The organism is Chitinophaga sp. CF118 (assembly GCF_900112615.1).
Lineage (GTDB): Bacteria > Bacteroidota > Bacteroidia > Chitinophagales > Chitinophagaceae > Chitinophaga.
Map to the genome: position 1 here is coordinate 223,842 of NZ_FOMK01000010.1, position 13,077 is coordinate 236,918.

Annotated in this window: 13 protein-coding genes and 1 pseudogene; 8 read left to right on the forward strand and 6 right to left on the reverse strand. The window is 40.5% G+C overall.

Annotation, left to right across the window (positions count from 1 at the left end):
• The first annotated feature begins 10 nt into the window (after nt 1–10).
• Nucleotides 11–721 carry a response regulator transcription factor gene (locus tag BM176_RS27480; RefSeq protein ID WP_090107605.1) on the forward strand — a complete coding sequence of 237 codons (711 nt, stop codon included), beginning with the start codon at nt 11–13 and terminating at the stop codon, nt 719–721.
• Between the two features lie 93 nt (nt 722–814).
• Here the strand turns inward: BM176_RS27480 and BM176_RS27485 are convergent, their stop codons facing one another.
• Both BM176_RS27485 and BM176_RS27490 read right to left on the reverse strand, forming a co-directional pair.
• On the reverse strand, nt 815–1,525 hold the full coding sequence (locus BM176_RS27485) for a YebC/PmpR family DNA-binding transcriptional regulator (RefSeq protein ID WP_090107606.1): 711 nt from the start codon (nt 1,523–1,525) through the stop codon (nt 815–817).
• Between the two features lie 161 nt (nt 1,526–1,686).
• A complete protein-coding gene (locus tag BM176_RS27490; RefSeq protein WP_090107607.1) occupies nt 1,687–3,177 on the reverse strand; it encodes an amino acid permease in 1,491 nt (496 codons plus the stop codon).
• A 198-nt stretch (nt 3,178–3,375) separates the two neighbouring features.
• Between BM176_RS27490 and BM176_RS27495 the strand changes: the two genes are divergently transcribed.
• The 3 genes from BM176_RS27495 (at nt 3,376) to BM176_RS27505 (ending at nt 6,692) form a co-directional block, all read left to right on the forward strand.
• Nucleotides 3,376–4,644, forward strand: coding sequence for a dicarboxylate/amino acid:cation symporter (locus BM176_RS27495; RefSeq protein ID WP_090107608.1), 1,269 nt, complete (start codon nt 3,376–3,378; stop codon nt 4,642–4,644).
• A gap of 128 nt (nt 4,645–4,772) precedes the next feature.
• Entirely contained in the window at nt 4,773–5,438 is a 666-nt protein-coding gene (locus BM176_RS27500) for a DedA family protein (RefSeq protein WP_090107609.1), read from the forward strand.
• Between the two features lie 15 nt (nt 5,439–5,453).
• The gene (locus BM176_RS27505) at nt 5,454–6,692 is read left to right on the forward strand and encodes an MFS transporter (protein ID WP_090107610.1); all 1,239 of its coding nucleotides are present in this window, start codon (nt 5,454–5,456) and stop codon (nt 6,690–6,692) included.
• Nucleotides 6,693–6,751: 59 nt separating this feature from the next.
• Here BM176_RS27505 and BM176_RS27510 read toward each other — a convergent pair whose 3' ends face one another.
• From BM176_RS27510 to BM176_RS27520, 3 genes are all read right to left on the reverse strand, one after another.
• Complete coding sequence (locus tag BM176_RS27510) at nt 6,752–7,213, reverse strand: MarR family winged helix-turn-helix transcriptional regulator (RefSeq protein WP_090107611.1); 462 nt, start codon at nt 7,211–7,213, stop codon at nt 6,752–6,754.
• Between the two features lie 229 nt (nt 7,214–7,442).
• The gene (gene mdh, locus BM176_RS27515; protein WP_090107612.1) at nt 7,443–8,381 is read right to left on the reverse strand and encodes a malate dehydrogenase; all 939 of its coding nucleotides are present in this window, start codon (nt 8,379–8,381) and stop codon (nt 7,443–7,445) included.
• Nucleotides 8,382–8,455: 74 nt separating this feature from the next.
• Nucleotides 8,456–8,971 carry a peroxiredoxin family protein gene (locus BM176_RS27520; RefSeq protein WP_177230565.1) on the reverse strand — a complete coding sequence of 172 codons (516 nt, stop codon included), beginning with the start codon at nt 8,969–8,971 and terminating at the stop codon, nt 8,456–8,458.
• A 294-nt stretch (nt 8,972–9,265) separates the two neighbouring features.
• Here BM176_RS27520 and efp point away from each other — a divergent pair, with 294 nt between their 5' ends.
• The 3 genes from efp (at nt 9,266) to accC (ending at nt 11,805) form a co-directional block, all read left to right on the forward strand.
• Entirely contained in the window at nt 9,266–9,832 is a 567-nt protein-coding gene (gene efp / locus BM176_RS27525) for an elongation factor P (RefSeq protein ID WP_090107614.1), read from the forward strand.
• Nucleotides 9,833–9,885: 53 nt separating this feature from the next.
• Nucleotides 9,886–10,356: an acetyl-CoA carboxylase biotin carboxyl carrier protein gene (accB, locus tag BM176_RS27530; protein WP_090107615.1), complete on the forward strand. Its 471-nt coding sequence runs from the start codon at nt 9,886–9,888 to the stop codon at nt 10,354–10,356.
• Nucleotides 10,357–10,467: 111 nt separating this feature from the next.
• Nucleotides 10,468–11,805 carry an acetyl-CoA carboxylase biotin carboxylase subunit gene (gene accC / locus BM176_RS27535; protein ID WP_090107616.1) on the forward strand — a complete coding sequence of 446 codons (1,338 nt, stop codon included), beginning with the start codon at nt 10,468–10,470 and terminating at the stop codon, nt 11,803–11,805.
• An 82-nt stretch (nt 11,806–11,887) separates the two neighbouring features.
• Here the strand turns inward: accC and BM176_RS27540 are convergent, their stop codons facing one another.
• A complete protein-coding gene (locus tag BM176_RS27540) occupies nt 11,888–12,691 on the reverse strand; it encodes a hypothetical protein (protein ID WP_090107617.1) in 804 nt (267 codons plus the stop codon).
• A gap of 170 nt (nt 12,692–12,861) precedes the next feature.
• Between BM176_RS27540 and BM176_RS27545 the strand changes: the two are divergent.
• A pseudogene (locus BM176_RS27545) lies at nt 12,862–13,026 on the forward strand (hypothetical protein); the annotation flags it as partial.
• Nucleotides 13,027–13,077 lie beyond the last annotated feature (51 nt).

Below are 13,077 nucleotides of genomic sequence, written 5' to 3' on the forward strand. Positions count from 1 at the left end.
AAATCCATTTATGAAAGCAGGAGTTCTTTTAGTAGAAGACGACCACTTTTTTGCCAAGGTTATAAAAAATCAGCTTGAAAAAGCGGGTTACAATGTAATACATTGTGCCAATGGAGAGGATGGATGGGCCGCTTTCCAGGAGCGTCCATTTGATATTTGTCTGTTGGATGTAATTATGCCTGGCATGGATGGTTTTGCTCTCGCCAGAGAAATCCGTGATAAAGATGAAAACATTCCTATTATTTTTGCTTCCTCCCGTTATATGGAACAAGATAAATTGAACGGCTTTGAAGCCGGAGGGGATGACTATCTTGTAAAACCTTTCAATATGGAGGAGTTGCTTTGCCGGATGGAAGTTTTTATGAAAAGAAGCCGCCTGCTACAAAATGATAAACAGATAATATTTAATCTGGGAAGTCTCGTATTTAACTACAGCGAGTTTAAAATATATCATCAGCCAACTAATACTAATATTAATCTGCCTCCAAAAGAAGCAGAACTGTTGAAGTATCTGTGCGAAAACCCTAATAAACGTCTGAAGAGGGAGGTAATCTTACTCAGCGTTTGGGGAAATGATGATTTTTTTACAGGCCGTAGCATGGATGTGTACCTTACCCGTATCCGTAAACACTTTAAATTGGATGGTACTATTAAACTGGAAACGATTCATGGTAAGGGCTTACGTATGGTAACAGATGATGAAGCCTGCCGTGTACTATAATATATAACTAATCTAAAATTATAAAGAGAAAGCGCCTCCGGCTATCCGGGAGGCGCTTTCTCTTTATAATTTTAGATTAGTTATTACCTGATCTTATCTAAGATTATGAAATACCTGTTGTACATCCTCATCCTGTTCCAGGCGATCTACCAGTTCCAGTACTTCTTTAGCTTGTTCCTCATTCAATTCAACGGTGGTAGTCGGTATGCGCTTCAGTTCTGAACTGATAGGAGTGATATTCTTCTCTTCCAGTGCTTTAGCCATATTACCAAAGTCACTAAATGCTGTACGAAGAATGATATTACCTTCACTATCTTCCCCTATTTCTTCAAGACCAGCGTCAATCAGTTCCAGCTCAAGATCTTCCAGGTTCTGTCCTTCATTCTTAATCTTAAATTCTCCCATACGGTTAAACAGGAAGTTTACTGAACCACTATTGCCAAGACTACCTCCTAATTTGTTAAAGTGCATACGCACATTAGCTACCGTACGTGTAGGGTTATCTGTCGCGGTATCTACCACCACAGCCACTCCATGAGGTGCATATCCTTCGTATACAACCTCCTCATAGTCGGTTTTGTCTTTCCCCATAGCCCGCTTGATAGCGGCTTCTATTCGATCTTTAGGCATGTTAACACCTTTGGCGTTAACCATACATCTGCGTAATGCGGGGTTATTGTCAGGATCAGGACCGCTATTCTTTACAGCCATTGCGATTTCCTTACCAATCCTGGTAAACTGTTTGGCCATCCTGTCCCAACGGGCAAACATGGTGGACTTTCTTACTTCAAATATCCTTCCCATAGTGGGTATGTAATTAATAATTATTAAGAAAACTGAAAACGCAAAAATATACACTTTATAGTAATTATCGCGCGCTTCAGCCTATATAAAGTAATAAGGCCGGAAAATCAATCTGCTTTTCAGCGATGACTTTCCGGCCTTTTATTGAACATTCCTGAAGACTACAATTTTCTGGCCTTACTGTTCTTTATACTGTAACCAAAGTACACTACAAAACCGATAAGCAACCAAACGATCAGTCGTGACCAGTTTTCCCAACCCAGGCTAACGATCATTGTGACACAGAACAGTACACCTACAACCGGTACTACAGGCACCCATGGGGTTTTAAAGGCACGTGGTTGTTCCGGATTTGTTTTGCGCATTACCATCACACCAATACATACCAATACAAAAGCAAATAAAGTTCCGATACTGGTCATATCGCCTACTACACTATCAGGTACAAATGCAGCAAACAGGGATACAAATATGAAGAACATCGCCTGTGATCTGTAAGGTGTACGGTATTTAGGATGTAATTTGGAGAACACTTTAGGTATCAGTCCATCGTTAGACATGGAATAGAATACCCTTGTCTGACCCAGTAGCATCACCAGTATTACAGAAGAGAAACCTGCGAGGATAGCGATTGTAACGAAAGTAGATAACCAGCTGTAGCCGATCATATACTTATCAATTGCGTAGGCAACGGAAGCTTCACCACCTTCTTTCAGGAAATCCTGATAAGGCGCAATACCTGTAAGTACAAAAGAGAAGAGGATGTACAATAAAGTACATACAGCCAATGATACAAGTATACCTATAGGCATATTCTTTTTAGGATTCTTAGTTTCCTGTGCAGCAGTGGATACAGCATCAAAACCAATGAATGCAAAGAATACTACACCAGCCCCTCGTAACACTCCCGGTATACCATGAAACCAGAAATCAGAATAATTGATAACAGTACCGTTATGCATGGTTACTGTACCCGCATCTGCCGGTATCATAAATGGTGTATGGTTGGCAGGATTGATAAAATGCCATCCCAGTATGATCAGAAGGATTACAATCGCTACTTTAGTGATTACAATAATGTTGTTTACGATTGCGGAACCTTCTATACCTCTAATTAATAGTATTGTAAGCATCAGCAATATGAAAATAGCAGGCAGGTTCATGATACCATGCACCCCGGCATCTGATTTTTCAAAAGGGCTATGTACCCATTCATAGGGGATCGTAAATCCAAAGACTTTCCCCAGCAATTTATTTAAGTACTGAGACCAGCCAATAGCCACTGTAGCAGCACCCAATGCGTATTCCAGTACAAGATCCCAACCAATAATCCATGCAACAAATTCTCCCATGGTAGCATAGGAATAAGTATAAGCACTACCTGCTATTGGAATCATAGAGGCAAATTCAGCATAGCATAGCCCTGCTAGAGCGCAACCAATAGCTGCAATTATAAAAGAGAATACAACTGCAGGTCCGGCATGTTGTCCGGCAGCAGCAGCAGTTCTTACAAAAAGACCGGCGCCAATTATAGCTCCAATACCTAACGCTATAAGAGATCCTGCTCCTAACGTACGTTTAAGTCCTTTTTCATTTTCTGATGCTTCAGCTAATAGCAGGGAGAGTGGCTTTTTTACAAAAAGTTTGCCCATACGGAAGAAATGTTGTGGTTGACGTTTAATTGGTTTAGTTGTTGATCCTTTTTTTCAGATCGCCAAATATAAATATCTAAATGCAATACCGGGGCTTTTATTTTATGAGTTAACGTACAACTTTACAGGAGTAACCTTATTTTTGAGAAATTTTCATCATTTTATTATTTTATTTAATAGGTATAAAACAGGCTTTGCATGAAGAAATCCAACCGGCTTACCATATTTATATTTGTAGCAATGGTATTGGGGATATTATTAGGATATATTGTGAACGTAACCTATACGGGTACTGGTAATGAGGCTACTATTGCAAAGTTCTGCAGCAACATTTCTATCCTCACAGATATCTTTCTGAGACTTATAAAAATGATTATTGCTCCCCTGGTGTTTTCTACCCTGGTAGTAGGGGTAGCCAAGCTGGGAGACATCAAAGCGGTAGGTAGGATAGGAGGTAAAACAATGCTCTGGTTTATTTCTGCTACGTTCATTTCTCTTTTCTTAGGATTGATACTCGTAAACCTGTTACAGCCAGGCGCTACGCTTAACCTGTCTGTTCCTGATGCAAGTGCCAGCAGCGGAGTGGCTACAGCTGACATGACTCTGAAAGGGTTCTTTCAGCATGTTTTTCCAGACAGTGTGATTAATGCAATGGCACACAACGAAATCCTCCAGATAGTTGTATTCTCTATTTTCTTTGGTGTTGCTACTGCTGCCATTGGCGATATGGGACAGATCGTTATAAAATTTATGGACAGTGTTGCTCATATCATGTTGAAAGTGACAGGATATGTGATGAATTTTGCCCCATTTGCAGTATTTGGTGCTATGGCAGCTACTATTGCAGAGAAAGGCCCTGGCATTCTTATAGACTATGGAAAGTTTATCGGACAGTTTTACATTGGCCTTGGCTCTTTATGGATAGTACTGGTCTTTGCTGGATTTTTAATACTTGGACGCAGGGTATTGTCGTTACTAGGACTGATAAAAGATCCTGTTTTACTGGCTTTCAGTACTGCCAGCAGTGAGGCTGCTTATCCCCGTACTATGGAAGGGCTTGAGAAATTCGGTTGTGATAACAGGATTGTCAGCTTTGTATTGCCCTTAGGTTATTCATTTAACCTGGATGGTTCTATGATGTATATGACCTTTGCCAGTTTGTTTATTGCCCAGGCATATGGTATGCACCTGGGGTTTGAACAGCAGATCTCTATGCTGTTAGTATTAATGATCACCAGCAAAGGGATTGCAGGCGTGCCAAGAGCATCATTGGTTGTAATTGCAGGTACGCTTTCAATGTTCCATATTCCGGAGGCAGGCCTTCTGCTACTGCTGGGTGTAGACCATTTCCTGGATATGGGGCGTTCTGCTACCAATGTAATCGGTAATGCAATGGCTACAGCTGTTGTTTCCAAATGGGAGAATTCCCTGGATGAAGAATCTGGCCAAGGTTTAAAAGAACTATAACAAAGGGGTAACACTTTAATGCTTATTTTGCTGTCTGGTACGCTATGCTAATTAATAGGTTGTGCGGAAATACAGCAGGGTAAGAGCTTACATTAGTGATTGAAGTTTTTGAAGATTATAAATAATATATGGATCAATTAATTGAGTTATTCAAGCATCTTATTAGTCCACAATGGATCATCGAACATGGTGGCCTTTATTTGTTACTGCTGATTATTTTTGCGGAGACTGGTTTGTTCATAGGATTCTTTCTTCCTGGAGATTCCCTGTTATTTGTAGCTGGCATCTATGGTGGTTTAATCAGTGATAGCTTTTTTAATGTTCCTTTTGTAGTAATCATGCTGATGATCTCAATAGCTGGTGTGTTGGGTAATATGGTAGGATTCTGGTTTGGTCGTAAATCCGGTCCTTTATTATTTAGCCGTAAGGATACTTTCTTCTTTAAGAAGAAATATTTATATGATGCAAAGGACTTTTATGAGAAACATGGTGGTGGAGCGATCTTCCTTGCCCGTTTTCTGCCTATCATACGTACTTTTGCCCCAATAGTAGCTGGTATCGTTAAAATGGAACAAAAGAAGTTTATGTTCTATAATATCATCAGCTCTTTTTCCTGGGTATTCTCTATGATGCTGGCAGGACATTATCTTGATAAATTTTTCCCTAAACTCAAAGACCACCTTGAACTGGTTGTCATTATATTGATACTTATAACTACTTTGCCAGTACTATTTAAAATGTTTTTTGGCAAACAAAAACATGTGCATCCACCACAGACGAATGTGAATGAATAAAACATCCTCCACAATATGAAATCCGGGAATCGCCCAGCAACCATTTTTAATGTAGCAGTATTAGTGGCTTCGTTAGGCTACTTTGTAGATATTTATGATCTACTCCTGTTTACAATCGTTCGCGTACCCAGTCTGAAGGACCTGGGAGTTTCACAAACAGAGATTGATACCGGGGTAGGGCAATTATTGATAAGTGTGCAGATGTTGGGGCTTTTAGCCGGTGGAATTTTTTGGGGAATTCTGGGAGATAAGAAAGGACGTTTACGTGTACTGTTTGGATCCATCTTATTATATTCTGTTGCAAACATTGCTAATGGCTTTGTAACGAGTACTAATGGTTACCTGTTCTGGCGCTTCGTTGCAGGTTTGGGCCTGGCAGGGGAGCTGGGAGCCGGGATTACCCTGGTGGCAGAAATCCTTCCAAAGGAGAAACGAGGCTATGGAACAATGATCGTTGCTACAGTAGGCGTTTCTGGTGCTGTTGCTGCAAATCTGATTGCAAAACTGGTACCCGACTGGCGTTATTGCTATTTTATTGGAGGGGGATTAGGGCTGGTGCTGCTCCTGTTACGCATAAGTGTATTGGAATCCGGTATGTTCAGCAGTACTGCAGAAAACAATACTATTGGCAGAGGAAAATTCCTGTCATTATTCACAGATCGTGCCCGCTTCCTCAAATACCTGAAATGTATTTTGTTAGGTACTCCCACCTGGTTTGTGGTTGGGATTCTGGTTGCATTTTCTAATAAGTTTGCGGTAGAGATGGGGGTAAAGGAACCGATCAGTCCTGGTGATGCTATTGCCTTTTGTTATGCCGGGCTTGTGTTGGGAGACTTCTCTTCAGGACTTTTAAGCCAGGTGCTCAAAAGCCGCCGTAAAGTGATGATAATATTCCTTTTACTGACAGGGGCCTGTGTAGCTATTTACCTGAATTTGTATGGAGCAGAGAAATGGGTATTTTATACAGTATGTTTTATACTGGGCTTTAGTGTCGGCTTCTGGGCAATCTTTGTAACCATCGCGGCCGAAAGCTTTGGTACCAATCTAAGGGCTACTGTTGCAATCACTGTTCCTAATTTTGCCCGCGGGATGCTTCCGTTAATCATACTTATGTTCAGCGGTTTGCAGCATTATGTTACTTACCTGCAAAGTGGGGCAATAATGGCAGTAATCTGTATTGTAATAGCATTGATAGCTTCATATTCTGTAGAAGAAACTTTTGGTAAAGATTTGAATTACACAGAAACGATCTAGCATAAAAAAAGTAAAGGTGATTGAGTGTTATTACTCATCGCCTTTACTTTTTTTTATCATTAATAGCGTGTTAACACCTTATCCAGGAGTGTATTCAACTGTAATATTTCGCCTTCAGAGAGGGATAATTTAAGAGAATCTTCCAGGTCTGGAAGGTCTTTATCAATAATTTCCAGCAACGTTAATCCTTTTGCGGTGATTTGTACATCCACTGCACGACGGTCTACTTCACTACTTTTTCTTTCCACCAGCCCGGCTTTGCGCAAGCGTTCCACCAGACGTGATACGTCACTCATTTTATCCAGCATTCTTTCCTTTAAAGTATTGATATTAGCCGCTTTAGGGTATTGTCCACGCAGGATGCGCAGGATATTATATTGCTGCATGGTAATGTCAAATTTCTTAAAGAATTGTTGATGACGTGATACCATCCAGTTTCCAACAAATATGAGACCTATTAACCCTTTATTATACTCGCTCGAAAACGTTTTTTGCGATATAAGTTTTTCTATGTTTGACATAAGTGAAAATATAGCCGGTTAAAAATACGAATGAATCATATTATATCGGCAAACAAAGCTGTCGGGGTAGTGAAAAACATGTTGAAACGAATGTAATAAATATTTTCTAATGTGAGACTGGATTGTATTGGCAGATAGAGATAAATAATGAGGCTGACGAATAGTAAACCAGATATGATTTATCAGAATACTATCAGTCAGCCTCTTATGTTTGAATATTGTTATATTATTATGCTGTAACCTTCATATTGTCCAGTACATCCATAACTTCTTTAACGTGGACGGCTGATGTACTGAGTAATTCTTTTTCGCTGTCATTCAGCTGAAGCTCTATGATTTTTTCAATGCCATTCTTACCAAGTATCACTGGAACACCGAGGTAAATGTCTTTCAGGCCATATTCGCCGGTTAACCATGCGCAGCATGGGAAGATCCGTTTTTCATCTTTCAGGATCGCTTCTACCATCTGGGCTGCGGCAGCACCTGGTGCATACCAGGCCGAAGTGCCCAGCAGGTTTACTATTTCACCGCCGCCTACTTTGGTTCGCTGAATAATAGCTTCCAGTTTGTCGGCAGCTACCAGTTCTGTAACCGGAATACCTCCTACAGTTGTGTAACGTGGCAGGGGCACCATGGTATCACCATGGCCTCCCATCAGGATGGCCTGGATATCTTTGGGTGAACATCCGATTTCACTTGCCAGGAATGCACGGTAACGGGCAGTATCCAGGATGCCGGCCATGCCAAATACCTTATTGCTATCCTTTTGAGCGGTCAGGAATGCGCAATAGGTCATTACATCCAAAGGGTTGCTTACTACAATAATAATGGCATCGGGCGAGTGCTGCGTAATGTTTTCCGTTACAGATTTAACAATATTGGCATTAGTAGAGATGAGGTCATCACGACTCATGCCTGGTTTACGGGGGAGCCCAGATGTAATTACTACCACATCGCTGTTAGCAGTTCTTGCATAGTCGTTTGTAACACCTGTGACTTTGGTGCTATAATAATCAATCGGGGCTTGTTGCCACGTATCCAATGCTTTACCTTCCGCAGTGCCTTCCTTAATATCCAGTAACACAACTTCCTGCAAAAAATCTCTGTGAGCCAGCACATTAGCACAGGTTGCGCCTACATTCCCAGCTCCTACAACAGTAACTTTCATCGATGTATAAAATTTAAGGGTGAATAATCAGGATGATAAATCTAAATAGCATCAGCAGCAACTGGAGCGCACTATTAGTTCAGGTATTGTTCCAGCTGTTCCAGCTTAACAGTCCCTTCAAATCCTTTCACAAACTGCTGTTTCTTATTATATACAAACAGGCCGGGGAAATAGTGCAGGTTATAAAAATACATGATCTGCCTGGTTGGTTCACTTGTCATAACGATATTAGGGTAATCTTTGATCTTATAAGTATTATAGTATTCCTTCATCTGCTCCGGTTGGAACGGAGTGATCATCAGAATTTGTGTTTTTTTGAACTTATCAATATTCTTGAGCACTTCTTCTGTAAGGTGTTTACAATGATCACAATCCACGCTGAAAATAAAAACCATGGTTTGGGTATTCCTTTTCAGGTCGTTTTTGGTAATAGTATGTCCATCAGGCAAAGTAAGTGGAAAGGCAGGAATAAAAGGGAACTGCAGATAAGGTAACTTATCTTTGCTGGCGGCAACTGCGGAAGTTTGGGCTTGTGCAGATAGTACTAACGGAAGGCAACATAAGCACAAAAAGAACAAATAACGCTTCATATAACACATAATTTGGTATAATAACTAAAGGTATCGAATTTTGGAATAGCTGATAACTGATGGAGCAGAGTATAAAGACTATTCGCCCTCTTTATCACTTTTTTATAAAAAAATTACTAGATTACCCTTCCTTACATTATGTTTGCATTCCTAAAAAAAATAATAGGTTATATCCAGGATATATAACTTAAAAAGAAATTTGGGGAAGAAACCAGTTCCATGAGGGATTTTGTAAGAATGAATTACTTTTGCAATCCTAATGTAAATTTTTAACTTTAAATTAAGTATCCTTTTATGGCTACCACTGCAGATATCAGAACAGGATTAATCATTAAGCTGGATAACAGCTTATATTCTGTTGTAGAGTTTGGTCAAAACAAAACAGCCAGGGCGGCTGCTAAAGTATGGGCTAAACTGAAGGGAGTTGACAATAGCCGTTCTATTGAGCATACCTGGAACTCAGGAGATACCATTTTTCCTGTACGTGTTGAAAAGAAAACCTTCCAATTCTTATATAAGGATGACAGCGGGTATAATTTCATGGATAATGAAACTTTCGAACAGATTGCACTTCCTGAAACCATGATTGATGCGCCTCAGTTCCTGAAAGACGGACAGGAAGTTTCAGTTTCAATCAACACTGAGACTGACCAACATATGAGTGTGGAGCTGCCAGATAAGATTGTCATGAAGGTTACTTACTCTGAACCAGGCTTAAAGGGGGATACTGCTACCCGCACGCTGAAACAGGCTACCGTAGAAACTGGAGCAACCGTGAATGTGCCATTGTTCGTGAATGAAGGTGAGCTGATCAGGGTAAACACCAAAACAGGTGATTACATAGAAAGAGTAAAAGAATAGTTTTAGTCCATATATTATCTACATCAAGCATTTCTAAACCAAAAACTGTCTACATGGATTTTAAACAGATTCAGGAGCTGGTAAAAATGGTCAATAAGTCCAATATCAGCGAACTGAGCATTGAGCAGGACACGTTTAAGATTACAATAAAGCAAAAGGATAACGAAACTCAGCAGGTATTTGCTATGCCTATGACAGCTCCCGTTCAGCAGGCAGTAGCCCAGGCTGTTCCTCAGGTTGCCGTAGCTGCAGATGCTGCTAAACCAGCTGAAGCGAAAGCGGATAACCTGGTTACCATCAAATCTCCTATGATTGGTACCTTCTATCGTAGTCCTGGTCCTGATAAGCCATCTTTCGTAAATGTAGGCGATGAGGTGACCAGCGGTAAAGTAGTTTGTATCATTGAAGCAATGAAACTGTTCAATGAGATCGAGAGTGAGGTAAGTGGTAAAATCGTAAAAGTACTGGTAGATGACGCTTCTCCAGTGGAATATGATCAGCCTTTATTCCTGGTAGAACCATAATATTGTTAGTTGAAAAGGTTGGAATATTATAAGGGGGTAAGTGTACTTTCCAATCTTATAGTTTTCCAACCTTTTGGGCTTATTACTTTTTCTTTAACCTATTGAAAAAACATGTTTAAGAAAATATTGATTGCCAACCGTGGAGAGATTGCCCTACGTATTATACGTACCTGTAAGGAAATGGGCATCAAAACGGTGGCTGTTTATTCTACTGCGGATAAAGATAGCCTGCATGTTAAATTTGCAGATGAGGCAGTGTGTATAGGTAAGCCACAGAGCAGTGAATCTTATCTGAATATCCCGCACCTGATGGCAGCTGCTGAAATTACCAATGCAGATGCAATACATCCTGGTTATGGCTTTCTGGCAGAAAATGCCCGGTTTGCCGAGATCTGTGGTGAGCATGGCATTAAATTTATCGGCCCCACTCCGGACATGATCCGTAAAATGGGAGATAAAATCACGGCAAAGGAAACAATGATAGCTGCCGGGGTACCATGTATTCCCGGATCTGCAGGTTTGTTACAGAACCTGGAAGAAGCTAAGAAATTGGCAAAGGAAATGGGCTTGCCCATTATCCTGAAGGCAACTGCAGGTGGTGGTGGTAAAGGGATGCGTGTAGTATGGCAGGATAGTGAGTTGGAAGCAGCTTATAACATGGCCAAAAATGAAGCGAGAGCATCCTTCAATAATGACGGTATCTACATGGAGAAATTTGTGGAGGAGCCCCGTCACATTGAAATCCAGGTAGCAGGTGACCAATATGGTAAAGTATGTCATCTGAGTGAGCGTGACTGTTCTATACAGCGTCGTCATCAGAAACTGGTAGAAGAATCTCCTTCTCCGTTTATGACTCCCGAACTGCGTGAGAAAATGGGAGAAGCTGCTATTAAAGCGGCATCTGCTATCAACTACGAAAGTGTGGGTACTATTGAGTTCCTGGTAGATAAGCACCGCAACTTCTACTTCATGGAAATGAATACCCGTATCCAGGTAGAACATGGGGTAACGGAAGAAGTAATCAACTTTGACCTGGTAAAAGAACAGATCAAAATAGCTGCCGGTATTCCAATCTCCGGTAAGAACTATACTCCGGAAATGCATGTGATCGAATGTCGTATCAATGCAGAGGATCCATTTAATGATTTCCGTCCTTCACCAGGTAAAATCACGGTATTACATATACCTGGCGGTCACGGTGTTCGTGTGGATTCTCATATTTATGCAGGGTATGTAATCCCTCCATATTATGATTCCATGGTGGCCAAGCTGATCACTATTGCGCAGACACGTGAGGAGGCTATTAATACAATGGAACGTGCACTCAGCGAATTCGTGATAGAAGGGGTGAAAACAACCATTCCATTCCATCAGCAGCTGATGCGTAATGAAGATTTCCGTAAGGGGAACTTCACTACTAAGTTTACAGAAACATTTAAGTTGGTATAGCCGGCTTGTAATTATTTTATAAAGAAAGCCGTTCTGCTATCAGCAGAACGGCTTTTCCTATTATACCCTGTAGTGTATTGCTTTATTTACATGAATATTGGATATCCATATTGCCTATCCCATAAGTTAAAAAATATGGGGTATCGTCTTTGATAGAATTGATAGCAATAGTTGTTGGTAGCCCATATTTGTTGGATGTGAGTGTAGGCAGCCTATTATTTGTGCTATAGTCCCAATCCAGATATTGCCAGAGAGGATTGGTACGATGAATGTTCACCATATCATCATATTTGCTATACCTGATTATATATTCATGCCCATCATCCCACCTGGTTACTATTGAGTCCAGGTTTCCTTTATTGTTATAATGAAAGTAACGATCCAGGAATCCGCCTCCATTCAGCAGTTCATGGTATTTTAGCATCCTGTTTTTATCATCGTATTTAGTGGTAATAACAGATTGTTGAAATAATACACCGGGCATTTCCTTGGGATTATTATCAATAATGCCGCTGAAGAATAAGCTGTCCAGGATTATCCTGTTTTTGGCATCATATTTCAAACGGTGCCAGGTTTCAAAATAATAACCATATGCCCCGTTACCATAAGATCCGATTATATCGCTTACCCTGTTATGTTTATCATGTCGGAACAGATAGTTGGGAGTACTGTGTGCCGCATTTGAACGGGTAATGCGGAGAGGTATTCCTTTGGCATCATACTCAAAACGTGCAGTATAATCACTTGAATGAGAATTGCCTTTATTTGTTAGTTGAACGATCTGGCAATATTGCGGATAATCCTGATCGGGTTTATTACAATCTGAAAATAAGAGAGCAATAGCAAACACTATTGCACAGCGTAAGGTTAAATCGTGTTTTTGCATGTGGATGAATTAAGAAGGGTTAATGAATATAAGACTACAGGATACACAAATGAATTAAGGGAGCAGCTTGCAGATGAGTGTGGTTATTTGAGGTAACTGAAGATAAGTATAATAATTTGTAAGGAACATCTTATTTATTAATTTATGCAGGGTAGCTCGCGCCATATTATGATTCCATGGTGGCCTGGCTGGTAACCATTGCGCAGACGCGTGGGGAAGCTATTATTACAATGAAATGTGTACTCCGCGAATTCGGGATAGAAGCGATGAAAACAACCATTCCGTTTATAAAGGGGCTGACCAAAAAGGTCAGCCCTTTTCTTTTTGGAAGATAAAGGGCTGATTAGTAATTTTAGATACCACTCAAAAATTACTATGACAAAAAT

Excerpts from the sequence above, each read along its gene's own strand:
- BM176_RS27480 (WP_090107605.1), top strand. The coding sequence starts at position 11 with ATGAAAGCAGGAGTTCTTTTAGTAGAAGACGACCACTTTTTTGCCAAG.
- BM176_RS27485 (WP_090107606.1), bottom strand. The coding sequence starts at position 1,525 with ATGGGAAGGATATTTGAAGTAAGAAAGTCCACCATGTTTGCCCGTTGG.
- BM176_RS27490 (WP_090107607.1), bottom strand. The coding sequence starts at position 3,177 with ATGGGCAAACTTTTTGTAAAAAAGCCACTCTCCCTGCTATTAGCTGAA.
- BM176_RS27495 (WP_090107608.1), top strand. The coding sequence starts at position 3,376 with ATGAAGAAATCCAACCGGCTTACCATATTTATATTTGTAGCAATGGTA.
- BM176_RS27500 (WP_090107609.1), top strand. The coding sequence starts at position 4,773 with ATGGATCAATTAATTGAGTTATTCAAGCATCTTATTAGTCCACAATGG.
- BM176_RS27505 (WP_090107610.1), top strand. The coding sequence starts at position 5,454 with ATGAAATCCGGGAATCGCCCAGCAACCATTTTTAATGTAGCAGTATTA.
- BM176_RS27510 (WP_090107611.1), bottom strand. The coding sequence starts at position 7,213 with ATGTCAAACATAGAAAAACTTATATCGCAAAAAACGTTTTCGAGCGAG.
- mdh (WP_090107612.1), bottom strand. The coding sequence starts at position 8,381 with ATGAAAGTTACTGTTGTAGGAGCTGGGAATGTAGGCGCAACCTGTGCT.
- BM176_RS27520 (WP_177230565.1), bottom strand. The coding sequence starts at position 8,971 with ATGAAGCGTTATTTGTTCTTTTTGTGCTTATGTTGCCTTCCGTTAGTA.
- efp (WP_090107614.1), top strand. The coding sequence starts at position 9,266 with ATGGCTACCACTGCAGATATCAGAACAGGATTAATCATTAAGCTGGAT.
- accB (WP_090107615.1), top strand. The coding sequence starts at position 9,886 with ATGGATTTTAAACAGATTCAGGAGCTGGTAAAAATGGTCAATAAGTCC.
- accC (WP_090107616.1), top strand. The coding sequence starts at position 10,468 with ATGTTTAAGAAAATATTGATTGCCAACCGTGGAGAGATTGCCCTACGT.
- BM176_RS27540 (WP_090107617.1), bottom strand. The coding sequence starts at position 12,691 with ATGCAAAAACACGATTTAACCTTACGCTGTGCAATAGTGTTTGCTATT.